Source organism: Cupriavidus gilardii (assembly GCF_008801915.1).
GTDB classification, from domain to species: Bacteria; Pseudomonadota; Gammaproteobacteria; order Burkholderiales; family Burkholderiaceae; genus Cupriavidus; species Cupriavidus gilardii.
In genome coordinates this window covers 1-21,917 of record NZ_VZOV01000007.1, presented here as the reverse complement: position 1 = coordinate 21,917, position 21,917 = coordinate 1, and the positions used below count along the sequence as shown (strand labels likewise).

At 67.5% G+C, this 21,917-nt stretch carries 19 protein-coding genes and 1 pseudogene; 7 read left to right on the top strand and 13 right to left on the bottom strand.

Translation table 11 applies throughout. The annotated features are described in order from the left end of the window. Nucleotides 1-46: 46 nt before the first annotated feature. Entirely contained in the window at nucleotides 47-790 is a 744-nt protein-coding gene (locus tag F7Q96_RS10975; RefSeq protein ID WP_053823324.1) for a GntR family transcriptional regulator, read from the top strand. Nucleotides 791-859: 69 nt separating this feature from the next. Here F7Q96_RS10975 and F7Q96_RS10970 read toward each other — a convergent pair whose 3' ends face one another. The 6 genes from F7Q96_RS10970 to F7Q96_RS10945 form a co-directional block, all read right to left on the bottom strand. Then, the gene (locus tag F7Q96_RS10970; RefSeq protein WP_053823325.1) at nucleotides 860-1,603 is read right to left on the bottom strand and encodes an aspartate/glutamate racemase family protein; all 744 of its coding nucleotides are present in this window, start codon (nucleotides 1,601-1,603) and stop codon (nucleotides 860-862) included. A 45-nt stretch (nucleotides 1,604-1,648) separates the two neighbouring features. Beyond that, a complete protein-coding gene (locus tag F7Q96_RS10965; RefSeq protein ID WP_082371670.1) occupies nucleotides 1,649-3,076 on the bottom strand; it encodes an amidase in 1,428 nt (475 codons plus the stop codon). Beyond that, the gene (gene hydA / locus F7Q96_RS10960; RefSeq protein ID WP_053823326.1) at nucleotides 3,076-4,512 is read right to left on the bottom strand and encodes a dihydropyrimidinase; all 1,437 of its coding nucleotides are present in this window, start codon (nucleotides 4,510-4,512) and stop codon (nucleotides 3,076-3,078) included. Before hydA ends, F7Q96_RS10965 begins: the two co-directional genes overlap by 1 nt. A 47-nt stretch (nucleotides 4,513-4,559) precedes the next feature. Continuing rightward, a complete protein-coding gene (locus tag F7Q96_RS10955; RefSeq protein ID WP_053823327.1) occupies nucleotides 4,560-5,900 on the bottom strand; it encodes an MFS transporter in 1,341 nt (446 codons plus the stop codon). A gap of 338 nt (nucleotides 5,901-6,238) precedes the next feature. Further along, the gene (locus F7Q96_RS10950; protein ID WP_053823328.1) at nucleotides 6,239-6,907 is read right to left on the bottom strand and encodes an aspartate/glutamate racemase family protein; all 669 of its coding nucleotides are present in this window, start codon (nucleotides 6,905-6,907) and stop codon (nucleotides 6,239-6,241) included. A gap of 2 nt (nucleotides 6,908-6,909) precedes the next feature. After that, nucleotides 6,910-7,803, bottom strand: coding sequence for a GntR family transcriptional regulator (locus F7Q96_RS10945; protein WP_226995006.1), 894 nt, complete (start codon nucleotides 7,801-7,803; stop codon nucleotides 6,910-6,912). A gap of 2 nt (nucleotides 7,804-7,805) precedes the next feature. On the opposite strand from F7Q96_RS10945, the gene F7Q96_RS10940 reads away from it, so the two are divergent. From F7Q96_RS10940 to F7Q96_RS10930, 3 genes are all read left to right on the top strand, one after another. Then, the gene (locus F7Q96_RS10940) at nucleotides 7,806-9,182 is read left to right on the top strand and encodes an amidohydrolase family protein (protein WP_151022633.1); all 1,377 of its coding nucleotides are present in this window, start codon (nucleotides 7,806-7,808) and stop codon (nucleotides 9,180-9,182) included. 101 nt (nucleotides 9,183-9,283) lie between these two features. Further along, nucleotides 9,284-10,282 (top strand): tripartite tricarboxylate transporter substrate binding protein, encoded by a 999-nt coding sequence (locus F7Q96_RS10935; protein ID WP_082371672.1) that lies wholly within the window; start codon nucleotides 9,284-9,286, stop codon nucleotides 10,280-10,282. Nucleotides 10,283-10,284: 2 nt separating this feature from the next. Next, nucleotides 10,285-11,229, top strand: a complete 945-nt coding sequence (locus tag F7Q96_RS10930) for a polysaccharide deacetylase family protein (protein ID WP_053823330.1) — start codon at nucleotides 10,285-10,287, stop codon at nucleotides 11,227-11,229. A gap of 20 nt (nucleotides 11,230-11,249) precedes the next feature. Here F7Q96_RS10930 and F7Q96_RS10925 read toward each other — a convergent pair whose 3' ends face one another. Then, nucleotides 11,250-12,173, bottom strand: a complete 924-nt coding sequence (locus tag F7Q96_RS10925; protein ID WP_053823331.1) for a LysR family transcriptional regulator — start codon at nucleotides 12,171-12,173, stop codon at nucleotides 11,250-11,252. A 135-nt stretch (nucleotides 12,174-12,308) separates the two neighbouring features. Between F7Q96_RS10925 and F7Q96_RS10920 the strand changes: the two genes are divergently transcribed. Then, complete coding sequence (locus tag F7Q96_RS10920) at nucleotides 12,309-13,097, top strand: alpha/beta fold hydrolase (protein ID WP_151022631.1); 789 nt, start codon at nucleotides 12,309-12,311, stop codon at nucleotides 13,095-13,097. Between the two features lie 353 nt (nucleotides 13,098-13,450). Here the strand turns inward: F7Q96_RS10920 and F7Q96_RS10915 are convergent, their stop codons facing one another. Then, a complete protein-coding gene (locus tag F7Q96_RS10915; protein WP_082371844.1) occupies nucleotides 13,451-15,583 on the bottom strand; it encodes a TonB-dependent siderophore receptor in 2,133 nt (710 codons plus the stop codon). A 351-nt stretch (nucleotides 15,584-15,934) separates the two neighbouring features. On the opposite strand from F7Q96_RS10915, the gene F7Q96_RS10910 reads away from it, so the two are divergent. Beyond that, entirely contained in the window at nucleotides 15,935-16,630 is a 696-nt protein-coding gene (locus F7Q96_RS10910) for a phosphoribosyltransferase (RefSeq protein ID WP_151022629.1), read from the top strand. A gap of 13 nt (nucleotides 16,631-16,643) precedes the next feature. Here F7Q96_RS10910 and F7Q96_RS10905 read toward each other — a convergent pair whose 3' ends face one another. From F7Q96_RS10905 to F7Q96_RS10885, 5 genes are read right to left on the bottom strand one after another with little or no spacing between them, the layout of a single operon-like run. Then, nucleotides 16,644-17,183, bottom strand: a complete 540-nt coding sequence (locus tag F7Q96_RS10905) for a LeuD/DmdB family oxidoreductase small subunit (RefSeq protein WP_053823334.1) — start codon at nucleotides 17,181-17,183, stop codon at nucleotides 16,644-16,646. Next, nucleotides 17,180-18,487: a 3-isopropylmalate dehydratase large subunit gene (locus F7Q96_RS10900; protein ID WP_053823335.1), complete on the bottom strand. Its 1,308-nt coding sequence runs from the start codon at nucleotides 18,485-18,487 to the stop codon at nucleotides 17,180-17,182. Before F7Q96_RS10900 ends, F7Q96_RS10905 begins: the two co-directional genes overlap by 4 nt. Further along, nucleotides 18,484-19,584: a tripartite tricarboxylate transporter substrate binding protein gene (locus F7Q96_RS10895; protein ID WP_151022627.1), complete on the bottom strand. Its 1,101-nt coding sequence runs from the start codon at nucleotides 19,582-19,584 to the stop codon at nucleotides 18,484-18,486. Before F7Q96_RS10895 ends, F7Q96_RS10900 begins: the two co-directional genes overlap by 4 nt. A gap of 51 nt (nucleotides 19,585-19,635) precedes the next feature. Further along, the gene (locus F7Q96_RS10890; RefSeq protein WP_053823336.1) at nucleotides 19,636-20,418 is read right to left on the bottom strand and encodes a GntR family transcriptional regulator; all 783 of its coding nucleotides are present in this window, start codon (nucleotides 20,416-20,418) and stop codon (nucleotides 19,636-19,638) included. Beyond that, complete coding sequence (locus tag F7Q96_RS10885) at nucleotides 20,411-20,764, bottom strand: hypothetical protein (RefSeq protein WP_151022625.1); 354 nt, start codon at nucleotides 20,762-20,764, stop codon at nucleotides 20,411-20,413. Before F7Q96_RS10885 ends, F7Q96_RS10890 begins: the two co-directional genes overlap by 8 nt. A gap of 382 nt (nucleotides 20,765-21,146) precedes the next feature. On the opposite strand from F7Q96_RS10885, the pseudogene F7Q96_RS27385 reads away from it, so the two are divergent. Continuing rightward, nucleotides 21,147-21,917 (top strand): annotated as a pseudogene (locus tag F7Q96_RS27385) (hypothetical protein); the annotation flags it as partial.

Here is a 21,917-nt window from a genome sequence, read left to right as displayed (position 1 = left end):
CCACCGCCGTACAATAGTCGCTCCACAGCCCGCATCCGGATTGACCATGCCTCGAGCGAAAGCCGCGCGCCTCGACACCGACAGCCCTGCCGAACCGCTGGACGACGGCAAGACCGTGTCCGGCATTCAGGTCGACGAGATTGCCGAGCGCATCCTGGTCGCGATCTGGGAGCACCGCCTGCCGCCGGGCACCAAGCTGGTCGAGGAGAAACTGGCCAGCGTGTTCGGCGTGAGCCGGACCAAGGTGAGGCTCGCCTTCACCAAGCTCGCCCACGAGGGCGTGGTGACGGTGTATCCGAACCGCGGCACCTTCGTCTCCAGCCCCAGCGTGCAGGAGGCCCGCCAGGTCCTGCATGCGCGGCGGCTGATCGAGCCGGAACTGGCGCGCGACCTCGCGGCCGGCATGACGCGTGAGCGCTTGCGGCCGCTGCGCGCGATCACGCGCGAGGAGGCGCAGGCGCGGCGCAAGAACGACCGCCGCACGATCATCCGCCTGTCCGGCGAATTCCATGCGCGGCTCGCCGACCTGTCCGAGAACCAGTACCTGGCGAAATATCTGCGCGAGCTGTGCTCGCTGACCTGCCTGATCATCGCGTTGTACGATGCGCCGGGCGTCCCGTCATGCCCCCATCATGAGCACGACGACATTCTCGATGCGATGGAAGCGGGAGACGGCGAGCGTGCGGCGACGCTGATGACCGAGCATCTGGCGCATGTCGAAAGCACGCTGCATCTGGATGCGCCGGCCGACGAGGAGGTCGACCTGGAGGCGGTCTTCGCCTCCGTCTGACGCGGCCGTGGCCGCGGCCGCGTTCCGCGGGCCAACGACCCTATGACCGAACGCCCCGACGGCTGACGTCTAGCGATGCTCGATGCGGGCCGCCAGCGCATCGGGGAGCCCCAACGTGGGCTTGGCATCGGGACGGCGGAACGTACCGGCGGTCGCCTTGCGCGTGTTCAATGCAACCAGTCCCTCGGCCTGCTTGACGGCGGCCGCCATCTGATCGACCACGGGCACCGGAATGCGGTCGCGCACCCGCGCCGCCAGTCCGGCCAGCGGCGCACCGGCGAGGATCACCACATCGGCCTCGTCCTCGGTGACCGCGCGATTGGCCAGCGCCACCAGCAACGCTTCCTTCTCGTCCTGCACATCCGATACCGAAGCGAAGGCGTCGTCGAGCATGCGAATGCCGGCCAGCCGGCCGCGCAGCCCATGCATGTCGACGCATTCCTCGTACCACGGGCCCAGCGCGCGGGCGAAGGTGACGATGGCAAAGCGCCGCCCGAGCATGCAGGCGCTCAGCATCGCGGCCTCCGCCATGCCGACGACCGGCAGGTCGAACAGTTCGCGCGCGCCAAGCAGGCCCGGGTCGCCGAACGCCGCGATGACCGCCGCATCGACGTTCGCATGGTGTTCGGCGAGCATCTCCAGCGCGATGGCGCCGCCGATCTGCGCCTCGGCACGGGTGGCGATATAGGGCACGCCGCGCGGCGCGGTCAATGGCACAAGTTCGGTACCGGGGGCGGCGGCGTCGCTGCCCGCGGCCATCAGACGGGCCGTGATGCCTTCGCTGGTATTGGGATTCAGGACGAGGATGCGCATGATGTCTTGGAGTGAATTCGCGGGTTTGCCGGATTGGCGCCCGTGTCAGCCGGCGGCCAACAGTCGTTCGATCAGCCGCGCCGCTGCCAGCACGCGCCAGTCGGCGCCGCGCGGACCGGCAATCTGCAGTCCGACCGGCAGGCCGTCGCGCCCGGTGCCGCACGGCACCGAAATCGCCGGCGCCTGGGCGTGATTGAAGAACGGCGTGAAGACCGCATGCGCCCGCGGCTCGACGGCGACGCCGCCGATCCGCTCGGGACCCAGGCGGTCGTTGGGCCATGCCACGCAAGGCGTGGTCGGACACAGCAGCAAGTCATGCTCGGTGAAGAACGCCGCCAGCGCCAGGCCGATGCGGCGGCTGGCTTCGCGTGCGCGCGCAACCTCGGCGCCGCTCCACGCGAAGCCGCGCTCGATCTGCCGCGCGATGTCCGGGTCGAATCGATCCGGGTCGCGTCGCCACGCGTCGCCATGGAGATTGGCCAGTCCGACATGCTGCAGCGGCATCAAAGCCGCTTCGCCGGCGCCGTCGGGCCAGACCGGATCCTGCCGCGCCGTGCGAAGGCCCGGCATGCCCGCCGCCTCCAGCCTTGCCACCGCCGCTTCGAACGCCTCCGCCACATCGTCGTCCACCGGCGTGTCGAGACCCAGGCGGGGGCTGACAGCGATGCGAATTCCGTCCAGCGGCCCGGCCGCGGCGCACCGAAAGCCCATGGAATCCGGATCGCGCGGATCGGGCCCGCACAGCACGCGGAACATCAGCGCGGCATCGTCGACCGTGCGCGTGATCGGCGCCATCACCTGGATGCCCGGAAACGCGTGCGGGAAGCCGGCGGCGTCGGGAATCGCGCCGAAGGACGGCTTGAAGCCCACCAGACCAGCGTGCGCAGGCGGGCGGCGACTGGAGCCGCCGCCATCGGTACCCAGCGCCAGCGGCGCCATGCCGGCGGCCACCGCCACCGCGCAGCCGCCCGACGAGCCGCCGGCCGTCAGCGCGGTGTCTTGCGGATGCCGCGTCAGGCCATAGACCTTGTTGGTGGTCAGGCCCTTGCAGGCGAACTCCGAGGTGTTGCCCATGCCCAGCACGATGGCGCCGGCCGCGCGCAGCCGTTCTACCGCGATGGCATCAGCCGGCGCGACGAAGTCGCGGTACAGCAAGGAGCCCTGCGTCACGCGGCGCCCGCGCACCCACACGACGTCCTTGACGATCACCGGCACGCCGGCAAGCGGCGGCCGTTCGCCCGCGGCCAGGCGCTCGCGCAGTTGCGCGACGTCGGCGTCGACCAGGTCGCGGCGCTCCTCGAACACCGCATTGAGCTCACCATTGCGCGCGTCGATCCGTGCTTGAAATGCCGACACCACAGCGCCGGGATCGAGTTCGCCGGCGTTGACCTGGACGGCGATGGCGGCGGCGTTCGGATAGGGCGGTGCGTTGTCGCAGCGCGTTTCGTGCTCGGTGCGATTCGGATGGGGCATCAAAGGCTTCCTCCCGAAGTGCGATAGCGCGGCTTTGCCATCTCCGGCAGCGCGCAGGGCAGGAATTCGCCGTGCCCCGCCGTCGCCATCAGCCTGCCTTCGTGCGCGACCACCTTGCCGCGCACCAGCGTCGTGACGGGCCAACCCTTGACGCGCGTGCCCTCGTAAGGCGTGTAATCGACCGCGTGGTGCAGGTCGGCGTTGCGGATGACGACCTCGCGCTCCGGATCCCAGATCGCCAGATCGGCGTCCGCGCCGATTGCGATCGTGCCCTTGCGCGGATGCAGTCCATAGAGCTTGGCGGGGTTGGTCGAGGTCAACGCGACGAACTGGTTCAGCGAAATGCGTCCGCCCCCCACACCCTCGGAGAACAGCAGCGGCAGCCGCGTCTCCAGGCCGGGGATGCCATTCGGAATATAGCGGAACGGCACCTGCTCGCCGCCCGGCTGCTTGCCCTGCGGATCGTCGTAGCGGAACGGTGCATGATCCGACGAGAAGATCGTGAACAGGCCATCGGCCAGGCCGTCCCAGATCACCTCCTGGTTGGCGCGGTCGCGCGGCGGCGGGCTGCAGACGCATTTGGCGCCGTGGTAGCCCGGCTGATCGAGATCCGAGGCGGTCAGGAACAGGTACTGCGGACACGTCTCGGCGAAGATCTTCATGCCGCGCGCGCGGCTCCAGCGGATCTGCTCGACCGCTTCGCGCCCGGATACATGGACGATCAGGATCGGCACGTCGACCAGCTCCGAGAAGGTGATCGCGCGGTGCGTGGCCTCGCGCTCGATCGCCATCGGCCGCGCGATCGCATGAAAGCGTGGCGCGGTCTTCTGTTCGGCCTCCAGCCGGTCGGTCAGCCAGGCGATGCAGTCGGAGTTCTCGGCGTGGATCATCACCAGCGCGCCTTCCTGCCGCGCCACCGTCAGCACCTCGAGGATTTCACGGTCGCCCAGCTTCAGGTCGTCGTAGGTCATGTAGACCTTGAACGAGGTGTAGCCCTTGCGGATCAAACCGGGCAGCTCCTCGCGCAGAACCGTCTCGGTCGGGTCAGACACGATCAGGTGGAAGGCGTAGTCCACCACGGCGCGTCCTTCGGCACGGCGATGGTAGTCGGCCACGGCCGCGCGCAGCGACTGGCCTTTTTCCTGGGCGGCGAACGGAATCACGGTGGTGGTGCCGCCGCATGCGGCCGAGATCGTGCCCGATTCGAAGTCGTCCGCCATCTTCAGGCCATCGGGCATCGGCTGGTCGAGATGGCAATGCGCATCGACACCGCCGGGCAGTACCAGCTTGCCGCTTGCATCGATCTCGTCGCGGGCACTGCCCAGGTCATGGCCGAGTTGCACGATGCGGCCGCCGGCGATCGCGATGTCGCATTGGACGGTGTCGCTGGCGGTCACCACCGTGCCGTTGCGGATCAGAAGGTCGAACTGTTTCACAGGAATCTCATGACGGTTGTTGTTCTGGTCCGGGTCGCCCCGCGCGTTCAGCGCGCGGCCTCATTGCCGAGGTCGGACAGGCGCGCCCTTGCCGTTTCGCGTGCGACGCCGGCGGCGACCGCAATCAGCACGCAGACCACGGCCAGGTAGATGGCGACCGGCGTGCTGCTGCCGAAGCGGTCCAGCAGGCCGACCGCGATCAACGGGGCCAGCGCGCCGCCGAACACGCCGGCGAACTGGAAGCCCAGCGAGGCGCCGGTGACGCGCACCTGCGTGGCGAACAGCTCCGGCAGGAAGGAAGCGAGTGGCGAGAACATGAAGGACACCAGCACCATGCCGATGAACGAAGCCAGCATGATCAGCGCCGGGCTCAGCGTATGCACCAGCGCGAAGAAGCCGAACGCCCACAGCGCGCCGCCGATGCCCCCGATCATCAGCACCGGGCGGCGGCCGATGCGGTCGGCCAGCACGCCGGCCACGGGAATGAACAGGATCTGCGCGACGGCCCCGAGCAACACGGCATTGAGCGCGATGCTCTTGGGCAGCCCGAGCTTGGTCGGCACGTAGTACAGCAGGAACAGCGTGAAGACGTAGAAGGCGATATCGCCGCCCAGACGCGCGCCGAAGGCAATCAGCAGCTGCTTCTTGTAGTGGCGCAGCACCTCGGCGATCGGCGCGCGCGCTTCGGCATGCTGGGCCTCGGCCTTCTCGAACACCGCCGACTCGCGCACATTGGCGCGGATGTACATGCCGACACCGACCAGCAGTGCGCTGAGCAGGAAGGGCACACGCCATCCCCAGCTCAGGAACGCTTCCTCCGACACCATCCACGTCACCAGCGCGAAGACACCGTTGGCGAGCAGCAGCCCGATCGGCGCTGCCAGCTGCACCAGGCTGCCCAGCAGTCCGCGGCGCCGGCCTTCGGGATCGAGTTCGTTGACCATGATCGCGGCACCGCCCCACTCCCCGCCCAGTGCAAGACCCTGGATCACGCGCAGCAGCACCAGCAGCAACGGCGCCAGCATGCCGACGCTGCCGTAGGTCGGCAGCAGCCCGATGCCGAAGGTCGCCAGGCCCATCATCAGCAGCGTGACGATCAGCACCGACTTGCGGCCGAACTTGTCGCCGAAGTGGCCGAAGATCGCCGCGCCCAGAGGCCGCGCGACAAACGCGACGCCGTAGCTGGCGAAGGACAGCAACGTCGCCGTCAGCGGATCGCTCTGCGGGAAGAACAGTTTCGGAAAGACCAGCGCGGCGGCCGATCCATAGATGAAGTGGTCGTAGAACTCCAGCGTGGTCCCCGCCACGCTGGCACCCGCGACCCGCGCGACCGATTGGGGACGGTCCTGTGCGGTACGCGCGGTTGCGTCGACACTGACTGCTTGCATGATGCGTTCTCCTCCGGAGGGGCCGCCTGTCGGCGGTTGGCAAGTTGGCGTAGTGGGTGGGACTGCCGCATCCGTGCCGTCGGCACGGCCCTCGCATGGCGTCTCACTGTCCCGTACAGTAGTCCAATAACCGCCATACAATCAAGGCGAAAATTGTTTGTCGAATGTGGTGCATATGCATGCCGGATATTGGTGCGATGCACCGATTCCGTGCCTCGCTGAGGGCGTGCGGGCCAGCATGGGCAAGGGCTTACGGGGTACGGCGGACAATAGGCGCAGCGCAGCGTGCGGGCGCGAGGGCTGCCGTCGACGGACGGCCGGCTAGGGAAAACGAGGGGTCAACCGGCCGAGGAAAGAGAGGCCTGACGGAGCCGCGCGAGCGCCAATGCCTGCAAGGCAGCACACGCGATACCGTCGTAGAGCGGCACGTCGGTATCGCGCAGGTTCACATAGCCGCACAGCGCGGCGGCCACGGTGACCACCACGCGTGCGCCATGGGCGCGATGCAAGGTGCGCACCGCATCGCGCAGCTTGTCGGCCACGGTGGCGTCGGTGGCACCGCCGTAGGCCCCTGGCGCTTCGATGCCGATGACGCCGGCCAGGCGGCCGCCGAGCCCGTACTGCCGCACGAGGTTGCGATAAAGCGCCGCGAGGTCGGAACCGACCGTGATCAGCCCGACGGGCGCTCCGAGCTGAGAGCCGAGCAACATGGCCGATTCGGTGACACCGGCGACAGGTATCGTCGTCTGCCGGCGCAGTTCGTTCAGCGCGGTGTCCATCGACACTCCCAGGATTGCCGCGTCGCACCGGTGCAGATGTCTCGCCCCGAGGGCGAGAAGGCCGGGCACCGCAAGCGCGTTGTCGGCCGCGGAACGGATGGCCGCCGGGCCGTCGGGATTGTGGTACCCATCCAGCGCGTGACCCGGGCCCACCGCCTCGCGTGCCACCGCGCACATGCGCGCGGTCATCTCGACGCTGGCATTGGGATTGAGCAGAACGAAGCGCACGATCAGCCCAGCGGGGCGCCGAGCACCTCGGCGAGATCGATGTCGGCCGTCGGTGCCATATGGGCCAGCACGCGCGCCTGGACGTCGGCCAGATGACTGCTCATCGTCGCGATGGCCGCGGCCACGTCGCCCTTGTCGAGCGCGGCGACGATGCGGCGGTGCTCGTCCGGCGCGCAGTGGCTCTCGTCGCGCGCTTCGTACAGCGCGACGAACAACTGTGTGCGAGCGATCAACTGCTCGAGATAGCGAAGCAGCGAATCGTTGCCCACCAGTTCGGCGAGTTTCAGGTGAAACTCGCCGGCCAGGCGCACCGACGTTTCACGGTCCTGCGCCAGGCTCGCCGCCTCTTCGGCCTCGACATGGGACTTGAGCCGGGCCAAGGCACCACGGCCACCGCGCTGGGTCAGGCGCATGGCCAGCGCAGCAACGAGCCCGGCCTCGACGATGGCACGCGCGCCATAGATGTCCGCCACGTCTTCCGGCGACGGCTGCGGCACGAAGGCCCCCCGATTCTGCAGCAGTTCCAGCTTGCCTTCCTGTCCCAGCCGGGCCAGCACTTTTCGGACCGCGCCGCGCGTGGTACCGAACAGCTCCGCCAGATTGCGCTCCCGCAACGGCATGCCGGGGCGCAGCTTGCCCGCCATCAATGCACTGGCAATCGATTGGTAGAGGCGTTGCTCGATGTCGGGCGAAGGGTCGGTACTCATCGGTGGGACGTGCGTGGGCGGCCGGCGTTGCGGGCCGATGGCCGAATTATTCTTGCGTTCCGCATTATCGTCAACCAGAATGGTTAACCAAACGACCAACAAATTGTTGATCGGTAATGGTGCATGCGGCGCACCATCCATAAGCGCCGGCACCAGAATCGACCGCGATTTCTTCGAAGCGAGACTCATCCATGACCACCGAATTCCTGCAGCCGCCGCCCGTGTTCGACCTTGCATTCACCGGTGCCACGTTGCTCGGTACCGCGGCCGGTACCGACGTCGCGCAGCGCGACATGGCGCTTGCCGTCCGTGATGGCGCGATCGCCTATATCGGCAAGACGCTGCCGGAGGGCGCCCAAGTCCGGCGCGTCGTCGACGCTTCCGGCACGGTGTTGATTCCCGGGCTCGTTAACGTCCATACGCACGCGATCCTGTCGATGGTGCGCGGCGTGGCCGCCGACGCGGGCTTCGCGCCGTCCTATACGCCCGGGATTCCGAAGGGCACGCAGGTCAATCCCGAGCAGGCCCGGGCGCTGGCGCGGCTCGGCGCGCTCGAAGCGATGCTGTTCGGTTCCACGCTGATCGGCGACAACTTCGTGCACGCTGACGTGACCACCGAGGCCATGGCCGAACTCGGCGTGCGGCTCGCGCCGAGCTGGCGCATTCATGATGTGGACTTCGCGCAGGTCGCCGAAGGCCGCTGGCACTACGACGCCGCAATCGGCACTCGCACGCTGCAGGCGGCACTGGACCTGGCGGCCCGCTGGCAGGGCAACGATCGCGTGCAGGTCCAGCTCGCGGCTCACGCCGTCGACACCTGTTCCGACGGCTTTCTGCGCGAGCTCGCCGCGCTGGCGCAGCAGCGCGACATGCGGGTCAACATGCATCTGGGCCAGAGCATCGTGGAGGTCGAGCGCGTGAAGGCGCGCACGGGCCGCACGTCGACCGAGGTATTGGACGATACCGGACTGCTGACGCCGCGCCTGATGGGTGGCCATTGCATCTATGTGACCGCAGATGACATCGGCAGGCTTGCCCGGGCGGGCGCCCACGTGGTCCACATCCCCAAGTGCAACGCCAGCTCCGGTCGCCTCGCCCCGACGCCCGACATCAAGCGCGCCGGCATCAATATCGCGCTGGCAACCGATACGCAGCACGCGGACATGATCGAGCTGATGCGGTGGGCGCTGGTCACGGCGCGCGTGCAACGGGGGGGCGTCGATGACGACTGGCAGCCGCGCCATGTCTTCGAGATGGCAACCATGGGTGGCGCGCGTGCGCTGGGACTCGCTGATCGCATCGGCACCCTCGAAGTGGGCAAGCGCGCGGACCTGGTGATGCTGGACTTCGCGCGGCCGCATCTGGTCCCGCTGGTGAATCCCCTGGGCAACCTGGTTCACAACGGCCAGGGCAGGGATGTCCGCATGGTCGTCGTCGATGGCGAGGTGGTGGTGAACGATGGCGTGCCGACGCGCGTGGATCTCGACGAGGTATGCCGCGAGGCCGAGCATGCCTGTCGCGCGCTGTGGCAGGGAGTCGGCCGCGAATACTGGAAACCGGCGGCATGACGCCGTCGCTCTGTCGCGTCGTGCCGTGATGCAGCCATCGATGGCACGGCGATTGCAAACGAGCCGGGGCGTTCCTTCCTCCCATAGCAAAAGGTGACCCTATGACGCTGCACGCTTTGTTGAGCCGATGCCTTCTTCCCTGCGCCGCCCTGCTGACAGTCAGCTCGGCTTCGACCAATGCCGCGGCAGCGCCATCGGCCGCCAGCTTTCCGGACAAGCCGGTACGCATCGTGGTGCCATTCCCGCCGGGCGGTGCGGCCGATACCTTCGGCCGCGTGCTCGCGGACAAGCTCGGCGCGACGTGGAAGCAGCCGGTGCTGGTCGAGAACAAGCCCGGAGCCGGCGGCCGGATCGCCACCGAGTACGTGGCCAAGGTCCCGGCGGATGGGCACACGCTGCTGCTCGTGACCGTGGGCCATGCGGTCAACCCGAGCCTCTATCAGAAGTTGCGCTATGACACCGAGCGCGACTTCACGCCGGTGGCAATGATCGCCACGCTGCCCAGCGTGCTGGCCGTCCATCCGGCAGTGCAGGCGCGCTCGGTGACGGAGCTCGTCGCACTGGCGCGACGCGCTGGCGGCAAGATGACCTATGCCTCTTCGGGCAGCGGATCGACCAGCCATATTGGCGGAGCGCAGTTTGCCAGCCTGGCCGACGTCGCTCTGACGCACATACCCTACAAGGGCGCCGCGCCGGCACTGACGGACCTGGTCGGCGGGCAGGTGGACATGATGATCGATCCGGTGGTCTCTTCGGTCGGCTATATCAGAAGCGGAAAACTGCGAGCCCTTGCCGTTACCACGCCGCGCCGCTCGCCCCTGTTGCCCGACGTGCCGACGATGGCAGAGGCCGGCCTGCCTGCTTACCAGTTCGCACCCTGGTTCATGATGATCGCGCCGTCCGGCGTACCACGCGAGATCGTGCAGAAGCTCAATCACGATATCGCAGCCGTGCTCGCGAGTGCCGACGTGCGAAGCCGCTTCGAGGCCCTGGGCGCCGAGCCGGCCACAGGGTCGCCTCCGGAAGCGGCCGCCTTCCTGCGCGGCGAACTGGACCGATATGCAAAGCTGGTGCGCAGCGGCAAGCTGCAAGCGGAATGACGATGGACCGCGTAGCCGTGTCGCCGAAGCCCGACGAACCAGCGCCAGCCGCGCAGCGCGACCTGCTCGGTTATGCGGGTCGTCCGCCCCACCCGCACTGGCCCGGCGAGGCGAGAGTGGCCGTATCGTTCGTGCTGAACCTCGAAGAGGGGGCCGAACTGTCGATCGCCGAAGGCGACGCCCGCAACGAATCGACGTACGAGGTGATCGACCGCATCGAAGGCCGTCCCGATCCTTGCCTGCAGAGCCATTTCGACTACGGGACGCGTGCGGGGTGGTGGCGCATCATGCAATGCCTGGCCGACGCAGGCGCTGCCATCACGGTCAGCGCCTGCGGACGCGCCGTGGAGCGGCTGCCCGAATTGGCACGCGATGCGGTGGCCCGTGGCCACGAGGTCGCCGCACACGGTTGGCGCTGGGAAAGCCATGTCGCAATGTCCACCGAGCAGGAGCGCGAGGCAATCGACCGCACCGTCGCCGCGATCCGTTCGGCCACCGGCATTCGGCCGGTGGGCTGGCATACGCGCTCCGCGTCGACGCCGAGAACGCGCAGGCTGCTGATGGAAGAGGGCGGGTTCCTCTACGACAGCGATTTCTATGGTGACGATCTGCCCGTGACACTGCCTGGTCCACGCGGGCCGCATGTGATGCTGCCTTATGCGTTCGACACCAATGACATGCAGTTCCAGCACGGCAACCGCTTTGTGCGCGCCGCCGACTTCGCGGGCTATGTCACCGATGCGTTCGACTGGCTCTGGCGCGAGGGCGCACACGCCCCCAAGATGATGTCCGTCGGGTTGCATTTGCGCATGCTGGGCCGGCCCGGCCGCATTGCGGCGCTGGAGGCAATGCTCGCACATATGCGTTCGCGAGGCGGCGTGTGGATAGCGCGGCGCGATGCCATCGCGCGGCACTGGCTGGCGCATGCGGAGACTACGCGCGTGTAACGCTTGATGTCCTGGCGTACTCAGCGATTTCCGCCATGGCGCAGCGCCGCGCGAAATCGCGGGGCCGCCCTGGCCAGATGCTCCCACAGCCGGTTGGCGACAGGCCCATGCGGCCGGTCGCGCCGGCGGACGGCAACCAGCTCCTCGATGCGCCCCGGCAGATAGCGGCCAGCGATCGACAGCAGCCTTCCTTCGGCCAATTCCCGTTCGATCAGGAAGCGGGGCAGATGGCCCCACGCCATGCCCTGCACGATGATCTCCTTCTTCATCATCGGATCGGGCACCGTGCATTGCGGCGCGCCCGCGATCACGAAATGCTCCTGATCCGCGGGGCGCCGCGCGCTGTCGCGGATCACGCACTGCGTCAGCGCGCGCAATTGCTCCGGGCGGATTGCACGCGAGACGGCGAATGGCAGAAAGCCCGGTGCCGCCACCGGGATCAGCTCGATCCTGCATAGATCCAGCCATTCGATCCGCGTGTCGCTCTTGTCGACGCGATGCACGATCAGATCGGCCTCGCCGTCGAACAGGCGCTCCCACGGCCCGGTCACCGCCTCGACATGCAGGTCCAGCCGCGTTGCCGGATGTTCGGCGAAGAACGGGCTCAGCAACCCCAGCGTCTGCGACGGCGGGCACAGGTCGCCGATCACCACGCGCAGTTCGCTTTCCTCTCCCATCGCCAATTGCTCGGCGTGAAGCTGCAGCGCCTGCAGCTCGCGCAACAGCGACTGAGCCTGCCGATGGAAGGCGCGACCCGCCTCCGTCGGGGTGACCCGGTACCCGCTGCGATCCAGCAGCGCCAGGCCGAGTTGCCGCTCCAGTCTGGCCACCGCCGCGAACACCGCAGGATGCGTTCGATGCAGAACCGCCGCGGCCGCCTGGAAGCCTCCCTCGCGGACGACGGCGTCGAAGCACTGCAGGTCTTGCAACGTGAAGCGGGACATTGTTCGCGTTCCTGACAGAGAGTGTGAGAACTTTGTAATTTTCTCAGAATCGCTGCATGACTACGATGGCTTCCGTGATGGGCCTCGGCCGCCAGATCGGCGACGGGCCGTCTTCAACCTTCCAGGAGAACCGAGATGCCAGCGTTGTCGACCTTCACCACCAGCGATGCCCAGCGGATTGCCTACCGACTCGAAGGCGAGGCCGGCCGCCCCGTGCTGATGCTGTCCAATTCGATCGCGACCGATATGTCGATGTGGGACGGCGTGATGCCGCCATTGCTGCAGCGTTTCCGCGTGCTGCGCTACGACATGCGCGGCCACGGTGCCTCCGACGTACCGGCCGGCGCCTATTCGCTGGACCGGCTGGGACGCGACGCGGTCGAACTGCTGGATGCGCTGGCGCTCGAGCGCGTCCACTTCCTCGGCCTGTCGCTGGGCGGCATGGTCGCGCAATGGCTCGCCATCCATGCTCCCGAACGAATCGACCGCCTCGTGCTCGCGCATACCGCCGCCTACCTCGGCCCGGCGGCGGATTGGGAGCCGCGCATTCAAACGATCCTGACCGCGGCGCCGAACGAGACCGCCGACGCGTTTCTAGGGAACTGGTTTCCCGCCGAAATGCGCGAGAAGAACGGTCCGGAGCTTGAGCCGTTCCGCAAGGTCCTGCTCGAAACGGACCCACGCGGCATCGCCGGCGCGCTGGCCGCGGTACGCGATATGGACCTGCGACGCACGATTACGCTGATTTCACGGCCGACGCTGGTGCTCGGCGGCAAGTTCGATACGGTGACGCGGGCCGAGCACAGCGAGGAAATCGCAGCGGCGTTTCCGGGCGCGAAGCTGGCGCTGCTGCCGGCGGTGCATATGTCGAATGTGGAGAGGCACGACGCGTTTGTGGCGGAGATCGGTGACTTTTTGACCTGAGAATCGTGCCAGAAAGGTGCAGGCGATCCTTCGTGGTTGCCTACTTGCAGCAAGCGGGCGGTAGTTTGGGACTCTTCGCCAAGCGACAAACGGCCGGCTTCCAGCACTTTATTGCCCTGGGCAGCGATGGAATAAATGGGGATCTCGCGTGGTTTGCGCAAAGAATCCGATTATTCGCGTCATGTCGCTACGAATAGGGTTCGGTAGTGTGGTCTCGGAGACTGGGTACTGAAGAGCGCTACAGCCGGCTTGGTCAGCGGCAAATCGAAGGCTCAAAAAAAAGCGCCGCCCAAAGGCGGCGCAATCAGGCTTCGTCCATTAGCCCAAGTGTCGATAATCTTCCCCAGCGCTGATCAGAACCTGTAGGTAACGCTCCCCACCACCGTTCGCCGTGCGCCGAAGTAGCAGTCGCCGCGGGCCAGGCAGGTCGTCAGGTATTCCTTGTCGAACAGGTTGTTGACGTTCAGCGCGACGCGGACCGGGCCGTGGTCGTAGGCCAGCACGGCGTCGACGAGCGTAGCGCTGCCGACCTTGTTGCGGTCGGTGCCGTCATAGCTGGCGCTGAAGTACCGTACGCCGGCGCCGGCCGAGAAGCCGGGCTTGTCGAACAGGTTGAACTTGTAGGTGCCCCACAGCGAAGCCATATGCTTCGGAATGCTGGCGATGCGCTTGCCGACTTCGACGGAATTGCCCGCGAGGATGCGGGTGTCGAGGTAGGTGTAGTTGGCGATCAGGTCGACCCGATTGCGCAGCGATGCGAGCGCCTCGATCTCGAAACCACGGGTGCGCGCTTCGCCGATCTGCACGGTGTCCGCCACGCCGTTGACGATGCCCGAGGCGCGACGATTCTTTTCGCGCATGTCGAACACCGCCATCGTGACCATGGCGTTCTTGCCGGGAGGCTGGTACTTGATACCCGCTTCCCATTGCTTGCCGCGCAGCGGCTTCAGCGGACCTGCGCGGTTGTTGCCAGGCACACCCTGGAAGGACTCGGAATAGCTGATGTACGGATTCAGGCCGAAGTCGGTCTGGTACATCAGGCCGAAGCGCTTGGTCAACTCATTGTCGTCGCGCGAGCCGGCCGGCGTGTTCACTTGCGAGGCGCGCGACCAGTCATAGCGCAGGCCGACCATCAGCAGCCACTGGTTCCACGACATCTGGTCCTGCATATAGATGCCGGTCTGGATCTGCTTGGTGGGATTGACCGGGTTCAGCGTCGGCGCGACGTAATTGCCGTAGACCGGATTGACGATGTCGATCGGCGCCGCGCTGCCGCCCGCACCCCGGCTTCCGTCGATATCGGCGTGCTGGTAGTCCATGCCGGTCAGCAGGGTGTGGCCCACGCTGCCGGTGCGGAACTTGGCCTGTGCCTGGGTATCGACCAGGAAGGATCGCAGCCGCGGATTGTCCCAATAGACGGTACGGTTCAGCAGCCTGTCGCTGCCCGGTACCCAACCGCCGTTCGGCGCATTGAAACGCGCGTAGATGCTGCGGTAATCCACCGTGCTGTACGAGTACCGCAGGTTCTGGCGGAACGTGAAGACCTCGTTCGCCTTGTGCTCGAACTGATATCCGATGGCGGCCTGCTCGGCCTTGAAGCGATCGAAGCCGGGCTCGCTGACGAAGAGGCTGTCGCGGATCTTCAGGCCGCCGGGGTTCGGGTAGAGCATGCCCTGCCACGGAAAGAACCCCGCCGTCGTATTGCTGTCATCGCGCTGGAAATTCGCCAGCAGCGTGAACGACGTATCGCTGTTCGGCCGATACGTCAGCGACGGCGCGATCAGATAGCGATTGTCCTGGGCGAAGTCGACATGCGTGTCGCTGTCGCGTGCGAGCGCGACCAGTCGATACAGCCATTTGCCGTCCGCATCGAGCGGCCCGGTCAGGTCGGCCTGCACCTGCTTGCGGTTGTTGTTGCCGAACTGCACGCCGATCTCGCGCGCGGCTTCGGCTTGCGGTCGCTTGCTGACCAGGTTCAGGATGCCGCCGACCGCGCCCTGGCCGAACAGCATCGACGATGGACCGCGCAGGACGTCGATCCGCTCCAGCGCATACACGTCGGGGCGGACATTGTTGTAGTAGCCAACCGCATTGAGCAGCCCGTCCTGGTATTGCGTGAAATCGGTGCCGCGGAAGCGTCCCCAGTCGCCGCGATTGTCGTTGCCGTACAGGCCCGCGTGGACGCCCGCGGTATAGCCGATCGCCTGCTGCACCGATTGCGCGCCCTGTGCCTCGATGCGGTCGCGCGTGATCACGGTGATCGACTGCGGCGTTTCCATGACCGGCGTATCGGTCTTGGTTGCGGTGGCGCTGCGCTTGGCGACGAAGCCGAAGACGGGGCTGGTGGCCGTTTCGTTGTCGCTGGTGGCCCGTACGGTGACCGCCGGCAGTTCGGCGGTGGCCGTGGCGGTTGCGGAGGCAGATGCGGCGGGGGCGGCGGCCGGGGCTGGGCCATCGGCGGGCGCGGACTGCTGGGCCCAGACCATGCCGGCGGCTTGCAGGCCCAGGGCGAGAGTCGTCAGGCGAAGGGCATGGCCGCGGTGGCGGCCGCGGCGATGGATTGCACGCTGTGGCATGGTCGGATCCGTCTATATTTTTTCAGAACGCCCGCGCAATGCCGCCGCGGTGCGGCAGCGCGGACCGTGACGTCGGTCCGTGCGGGTCGGAGGCTCGGGTGATGAACGATAAATGCGAATCGTTCTTGTTAACTTTCGCATTGTAACGGCATGTGTCGAGCCGGACATAAAAGGGTGACCGCGCCACAGGGTTAATGGCAACCGTGCGCCGGCGAGAATCCCGTACCGGCCGGTGAGCATCAACAGGACAGGAGGGCCGCGATGCCGCTGCAGCCGTATTTCGCCGATCGCCGCGATGCCGGCGTCCATCTGGCGCGCCGCCTGAGCGAGCTTGGCCATGCGAAACGGGGCGGAGAAGCGCCGCCGCTGGTGCTCGCACTGCCGCGCGGCGGCGTGCCCGTCGCCTTCGAAGTGGCCCGCGCATTGGGCGCCGCGCTGGATATCCTGCTGGTGCGCAAGATCGGCGCGCCGGGCTATCCCGAGCTGGCACTGGGAGCAGTGGTCGAGGGCGATGCGACCGGCTCGCCGCCGCATACCGTTGCCAACGACGATGCGTGGACGCGCCGCGCGGTCGACAGCGGTGCCTTCGAGCTGGAGCGCGGCCGGCAGTTGGGCGAAATCGCCCGGCGCCAGCAGCGCTATCGCGGCGGGGCCCCGGTGGCGGCGATGCGGGATCGGGTCGTGATCATGGTCGACGACGGCGTGGCGACGGGCGCGACGATGCGCGCGGCGCTGGAGAGCGCGCGCCATGCCGGGGCGGCTCGCGTGATTGCCGCGGTGCCGGTCGCGTCGGTCGAAGGGCTGGCGTCGCTGCGGGATGCGGCCGACGAATGCGTGTCGCTGTGGGTGCCGGATGATTTCGGCGCGGTGGGCGCGTATTACGCGGATTTCGAGCAGACCACCGACGAAGAGGTGATGGCGTTGCTGCGCGAGGCTCGCAACGCCGAAAGGGGTTGAGGGCGAGGCATCGTCAGGCGCGCCGCTGCGCCAGCCGCTGCTTCAGATGCGGAATCAGCCCGCCGGCGCGCAGCATGTCGAGCAGGAACGGCGGGATCGGCTCGCATGGCACGCGGCTGCCATCGGCCAGCACGATGGCGGCGCCTTCCAGATCCAGCGTCGCGTGTTCTCCATCGACCAGCCGATCGGTATCCGCGCAGACCAGCGCCGGCAGGCCGAGATTCAGCGCATTGCGGTAGAACAGTCCGGCGAACGAGGGCGCGATGACGGCCGCGACGCCCAGATGGCGCAACGCCTGCGGCGCCTGCTCGCGCGACGAGCCGACGCCGAAGTGCCGTCCGCCGACGACGAGGTCGCCCGGCCGCACGGTCGCGGGGAATTCGGGGCGCAATCCCGCCAGGCAATGGCGCGCGATCTGGTCGATGCCGCCTTTCATCTGCGTGGCGGGCGCCATCGCATCGGTATCGACGTTGTCGCCGAAGCGCCAGATGCGGCCGGCGGCCTGGCCGTCGGCCGAGGTATCGCCGGGTGCTTTCGTGGGGATCGAGGTCATGACAGCAGCGTGCGCGGATCGGTGATGCTGCCGGTGACTGCCGATGCCGCCACGGTCATCGGCGAGGCAAGCCACACCGCGCTGCCGGCATCGCCCATGCGACCCGCGAAATTGCGCGCGGTCGAGGCAATCGCCCGCGTGCCGGCGGCAAAACGCGTGGGACCGTAGCCGGCGCAGGCGTTGCAGGCATTGGGCAGCAACTGCGCGCCGGCATCGAGCAGCGCCGCCAGCGTGCCTTCGCGCTCGGCCTGCTGCTGATCGCGCAGCGAGGCCGGCGCCAGTTGCAGCGACACCCCGGGCGCGACCTTGCGTCCGCGCAGGATTCGCGCGGCCATGCGCAGGTCGTCGAGCTTGGCGCCGGTGCAGGCGCCGAGATAGGCGACGTCGATCGTTTCGCCCTGGATCTCGGTCACCGGCGCGCCGTTGGCCGGCGAGTGCGGTGCCGCGACCTGCGGGGCCAGCGTGGTCGCATCGAAGCGAAGGGTTTGCAGCATCGGCGCATGGGCATCGCTGCGCCAATGCTGCAGATCGATCCGCGCCAGCGTGGACGCGGACACGCCGGCCTGTTCGAGCCATTGCAGCGTGGTGGCGTCCGGGGCAACCAAGCCCGTCTGCGCGCCCAGCTCCGCGCTCATATTGGTCAGCGTCATCCGTTCGTGCATCGACAGTGCCGTTACCGCCGTGCCGGCATATTCGATGGCCTCGTAGCGGCCGCCGCCAAGCCCGAGACTCGCGCACAGGAACAGCATGATGTCCTTGGCGCAGACGCCGTCGGCCAGCGTGCCGTCCCATTCGATGCGGATGGTCTGCGGCACGCGCAGCCAGATCTCGCCGGTGGCCAGCACGCCCGCCATTTCGGTGGCGCCGATGCCGAACATATAGGCGCCGAACGCGCCGCCGGTCGGGCTGTGGCTGTCGCCGCCGACGATGAACTGGCCTGGCAGCACGTAGCCGCGCTCGGGCAGCACCACGTGGCAGATGCCTTCGTTGTCGATCAGATGCGGCAGGCGCTGCTCGCGCACCCAGTCGCGCGTGAAGCGGACGATCGCCTCGGCTTCCGCATCCGCGGCGGGCACGAAATGGTCGGTCACGACGACGAAGCGTTCGGGGTCCCACACCTTGGCGCCCAGCTCGCGCAGCAGCGGCGCGACGCGGCGCGGGCCGCTGGAATCGTGCGACATCGCCAGATCGACCTTGCAGGTGACCACGGTGCCTGGCGTCACGCGGTCCATGCCCGCGGCGCGGGCCACCAGCTTCTGCGCGAGGGTTTGCGCCGGGATGGACCCGGCGCCGGCACGGCTCATTCCACCTTGGCTCCCGAATAGCGGACCACGGTGGCCCAGCGCTTGATGTCCTGCTTGACGAAGGCGCTGAAGGCCTCCGGCGTGCTGGCGACCGGCTGCGCGCCATCGTTTTCCAGGCGCCTGGCCACCGCGGGCGTCTCCAGACCGCGGCGCGCGGCCTGATAGAGCGTGCGCGTGACTTCCGGCGGCAGGCCCGCCGGGCCGAACAGCCCGAACCAGGCGTTGGACTCGAAGCCCTTGACGGTCTGCGAGATCGGCGGCACGCCAGGCAACTGCGGCAGCGGCGCGGGGCTGGTGACGCCGAGCGCCTTCACCTTGCCGGCCTTGATATGCGGCAGCACGTTCAGCGTGCTGGCGAACATCAGCTCGACGCGGCCCGACAACAGGTCGGTGACGGCCGGCGTCGTCCCCTTGTACGGAATGTTGACGATGTACGTGCCGGTCATCATCTTGAACATGTCGCCGGCCAGATGCACCGACGAGCCGACCGCGCCGATGCCGAAGTTCAGCTTGCCGGGACGGGACTTGGCCAGCTGGATCAGCTCGGCGACATTGTTGGCCGGCACCGACGGATGGGCGACCAGCACGCTGGGCACGCTGGCCACCAGCGTGATCGGTGTGAAATCGGCGACCGGATCGAACGGCAGGTTCTTGTACAGCGTCGCGTTGATGGTATGGCTGGTGAAACTCATCAACAGCGTGCTGCCGTCCGGCGCGCTTTGCGCGACCAGTTCGGCGGCGATATTGCCGCCGGCGCCCGGGCGGTTCTCGACCACGACGGACTGGTCCAGCAGCTTGCCCATCTCGGTCGCGATGGTGCGGGCCAGCGTATCGGTGGTGCCGCCGGCCGGTGCCCCGACCAGGATGCGGATCGGCTTGCCGCCGGCGATCGGGCCAAGCGGGGCGGGGGATGTGCCCGCTATGCCCGACGTTCCCGCCTGCCCGCCATTGCCGTTGGCCGCGCCGATGGCGCCGGCAGGCGCGAGCAGCGACAGCAGCGTCGCCGCGCCCAGGCCGAGCGTCGCGCGGCGTGTCTTGACGACGCCAGTGGTGGAGGCCGATGGGGGAAGGGAACGGCTGGCTCGATGCAGCGGCATGACGCGGTCTCCTTGTCTGATCGTCGAAGCGCGCAGCATGGCGCGCCTGCGTCAGTCGCGCAAGCTGGTGCGGGTCCCGTTGTCGACCCAGACGTTGGCGCTGTCGCCGCCGGCCGGCGACAGTTCCATCCGGTATTCGTAGCGGTCGGGCCGGTACTGTCCCAGCAGCAACTGGATCGGCCGGCCGGACTTGTCCTGCACCACGCGGCGGGTGGCGAGCAGCGCGGCGCCGACCGGCACCTCGAGCAGCGGGGCCACCACCACGTCGGCCAGCCGGGCCGACAGCACCTGGGTGGCACGGCCCAGCTTCAGGCCGCCGCGGTTCTCGAGCAGCCGCAGGATCGGCGTGGTTTCCAGATCCTTGCGGGTCAGATGGCGGCCGAGGTCGGCGGGCACGTAGACGGTGATATGGGACAGCGGCTCGCCGTGGTAATGGCGCACCCGCACCACCTTGGTCACCGGATCGCCGGGCTGCAGGCACAGCGATTCGGCGACGTCCGGCGTGGCATGCACCTCTTCGATCGAGATCACCTTGACCGAGGTCTTCTGCCCCATGTCGAGCAGGTTGTCCAGCAGGCTGACGGTCTGCGGTGCGCTGGCGGCCGGTGCGATCGGATGCGGATTGACGAAGGTGCCGAGCCCGCGATGGCGGCGCACCAGTCCTTCCTGCACCAGGCGATCGAACACCCGGCGCATGGTCACGCGCGAGGCGTGGAATTGCTTGGCCAGGTCGATCTCGCCCGGCAGAGGCCCCTGGCCAAAACGGCCTTCCACAATCTGTTGGCGCAGCACCACGTAAATCTGGTGATACAGGGGAACGACGGCTTCACTCATGGCTTCCCTTGCGAGTCGACGACAGGTCGGCAATTAGTTTAATGTACTTTAAATCAGACATGAACATAGTGACAACGCAATAGGCGCCGTCGTGTGAATTCGCGCTTTTACCGGCCATGCGCCGGACCCGGCTTGCCAGAGCAACGTCGGCACAATGTCGATACATTTTCGTCGCAATCTCGCCAGCGTTTTTCGGCTTGATTTTCCGCTTCGGGAAGCGACGAATGCAGCGCCCGAATTGGCGCGGCCGCCCATGATCCGCGATGCGGTTCATCCGAAACATCCCCCCAATGCAGGACGTGCTTAAAAAAACACCACCCGCGCCCTGTCCGGTTCGTCGTTTCATTTTCGTAACGCGAACGGGTCGAGCCGGTTTTTCCGGCATGCCGACTTAACTATCCGGCAATAAACAATTTTTTTTCGAGCCGCCGGAATTGCCGGCTGGCGAGGCTTTTCGGGTCCTGTCACAGCGATGTGACATGTCTGTTCCGGTGCACAGGATTAGCGCTCGCAGTGTCGCACCAAAAGTGGGATCTTGCACCGCAACAGGGCCATTTTGGCCTTGTTTTACAAGGGAATGCCGTATCTGGGTGGGGTGCTGGCACTGAATATGCGCAGGGCGCTTCGGTTTGGCCAATGCCGGACCATGACCCGGCTACCGCTTCGTTTCCGTCTGACGAGGGCGGCGCCGGGCTGAGTCGCAGAGAACATCCTCCTGGGAGCTATGTATGAAAAAGACCTTACTCGCGTCCGCCGTCGCCCTGACTCTCGGGGTGACAGGGCACGCCTTGGCACAGACCGCAACCGACGATGCCGTGGCGGTGAATGTCAATGTCACCGACAACGACACCACCACCACGACCAAGACCAATTCGGAGAACCGCGGACGCGCATGGGCGGAGGGCCTTGGCACGACTGCGGCAAACAACGGCTCCACCTCGACCGCCAACTTCTCCAACGCCTTCAACACGAGCCGTGCGGTCGCCATGACGCGGCTCAACGGCACGGTCAGCGGCCTGACCGTCAGCCATATCGGCAACGTCGCCCGTCAGCTGGGTAACGCCGGCGGGGGCGCCGGCGGTGCGGGTGGCGCCGGCACAGGCGGCAATGCCATGGGAGGCACCGGCGGCAATGGCGGCAACAGCGGCAATGGCGGCGCTGGCGGGAACGGCGGTGCCGGCGGCATGGCAACGATTGGCGATGCGACCGCGGGCGATGCCAACAACGGCAGCGCGACGGCGGGCCGCGGCGGCTATGGCGGTAACGCCAATGGCACCGCGGGCCGTGGCGCCAACGGCACGGGCACTGGCGGTGGCGCCCTGGCGGCCAGCGTCGGTGTCGGCGCCCGGGGCGCCAACGGTACCGGTGCCGGCGGCAACGGCACTGGCGGCAGCCTGGCCGGCGGCGCCGCAGCAGCAGCTCCAGCGGCGGCGGCGCGCGCGGTCCTGGCGCTGACACGACCGCGACTACCGCAGGTGCGGGCGGCGCAGGCACTGGCG

Coding starts and splice junctions, on each gene's coding strand:
- F7Q96_RS10890 (WP_053823336.1), bottom strand. CDS start 20,418: ATGAGTGAAGCCGTCGTTCCCCTGTATCACCAGATTTACGTGGTGCTG.
- F7Q96_RS10930 (WP_053823330.1), top strand. CDS start 10,285: ATGGACCGCGTAGCCGTGTCGCCGAAGCCCGACGAACCAGCGCCAGCC.
- F7Q96_RS10925 (WP_053823331.1), bottom strand. CDS start 12,173: ATGTCCCGCTTCACGTTGCAAGACCTGCAGTGCTTCGACGCCGTCGTC.
- F7Q96_RS10910 (WP_151022629.1), top strand. CDS start 15,935: ATGCCGCTGCAGCCGTATTTCGCCGATCGCCGCGATGCCGGCGTCCAT.
- F7Q96_RS10915 (WP_082371844.1), bottom strand. CDS start 15,583: ATGGTCTGGGCCCAGCAGTCCGCGCCCGCCGATGGCCCAGCCCCGGCC.
- F7Q96_RS10940 (WP_151022633.1), top strand. CDS start 7,806: ATGACCACCGAATTCCTGCAGCCGCCGCCCGTGTTCGACCTTGCATTC.
- F7Q96_RS10900 (WP_053823335.1), bottom strand. CDS start 18,487: ATGAGCCGTGCCGGCGCCGGGTCCATCCCGGCGCAAACCCTCGCGCAG.
- F7Q96_RS10955 (WP_053823327.1), bottom strand. CDS start 5,900: ATGCAAGCAGTCAGTGTCGACGCAACCGCGCGTACCGCACAGGACCGT.
- F7Q96_RS10970 (WP_053823325.1), bottom strand. CDS start 1,603: ATGCGCATCCTCGTCCTGAATCCCAATACCAGCGAAGGCATCACGGCC.
- F7Q96_RS10885 (WP_151022625.1), bottom strand. CDS start 20,764: ATGAAACGACGAACCGGACAGGGCGCGGGTGGTGTTTTTTTAAGCACG.
- F7Q96_RS10965 (WP_082371670.1), bottom strand. CDS start 3,076: ATGCCCCATCCGAATCGCACCGAGCACGAAACGCGCTGCGACAACGCA.
- F7Q96_RS10895 (WP_151022627.1), bottom strand. CDS start 19,584: ATGCCGCTGCATCGAGCCAGCCGTTCCCTTCCCCCATCGGCCTCCACC.
- F7Q96_RS10920 (WP_151022631.1), top strand. CDS start 12,309: ATGCCAGCGTTGTCGACCTTCACCACCAGCGATGCCCAGCGGATTGCC.
- F7Q96_RS10935 (WP_082371672.1), top strand. CDS start 9,284: ATGACGCTGCACGCTTTGTTGAGCCGATGCCTTCTTCCCTGCGCCGCC.
- F7Q96_RS10945 (WP_226995006.1), bottom strand. CDS start 7,803: ATGAGTCTCGCTTCGAAGAAATCGCGGTCGATTCTGGTGCCGGCGCTT.
- F7Q96_RS10975 (WP_053823324.1), top strand. CDS start 47: ATGCCTCGAGCGAAAGCCGCGCGCCTCGACACCGACAGCCCTGCCGAA.
- F7Q96_RS10905 (WP_053823334.1), bottom strand. CDS start 17,183: ATGACCTCGATCCCCACGAAAGCACCCGGCGATACCTCGGCCGACGGC.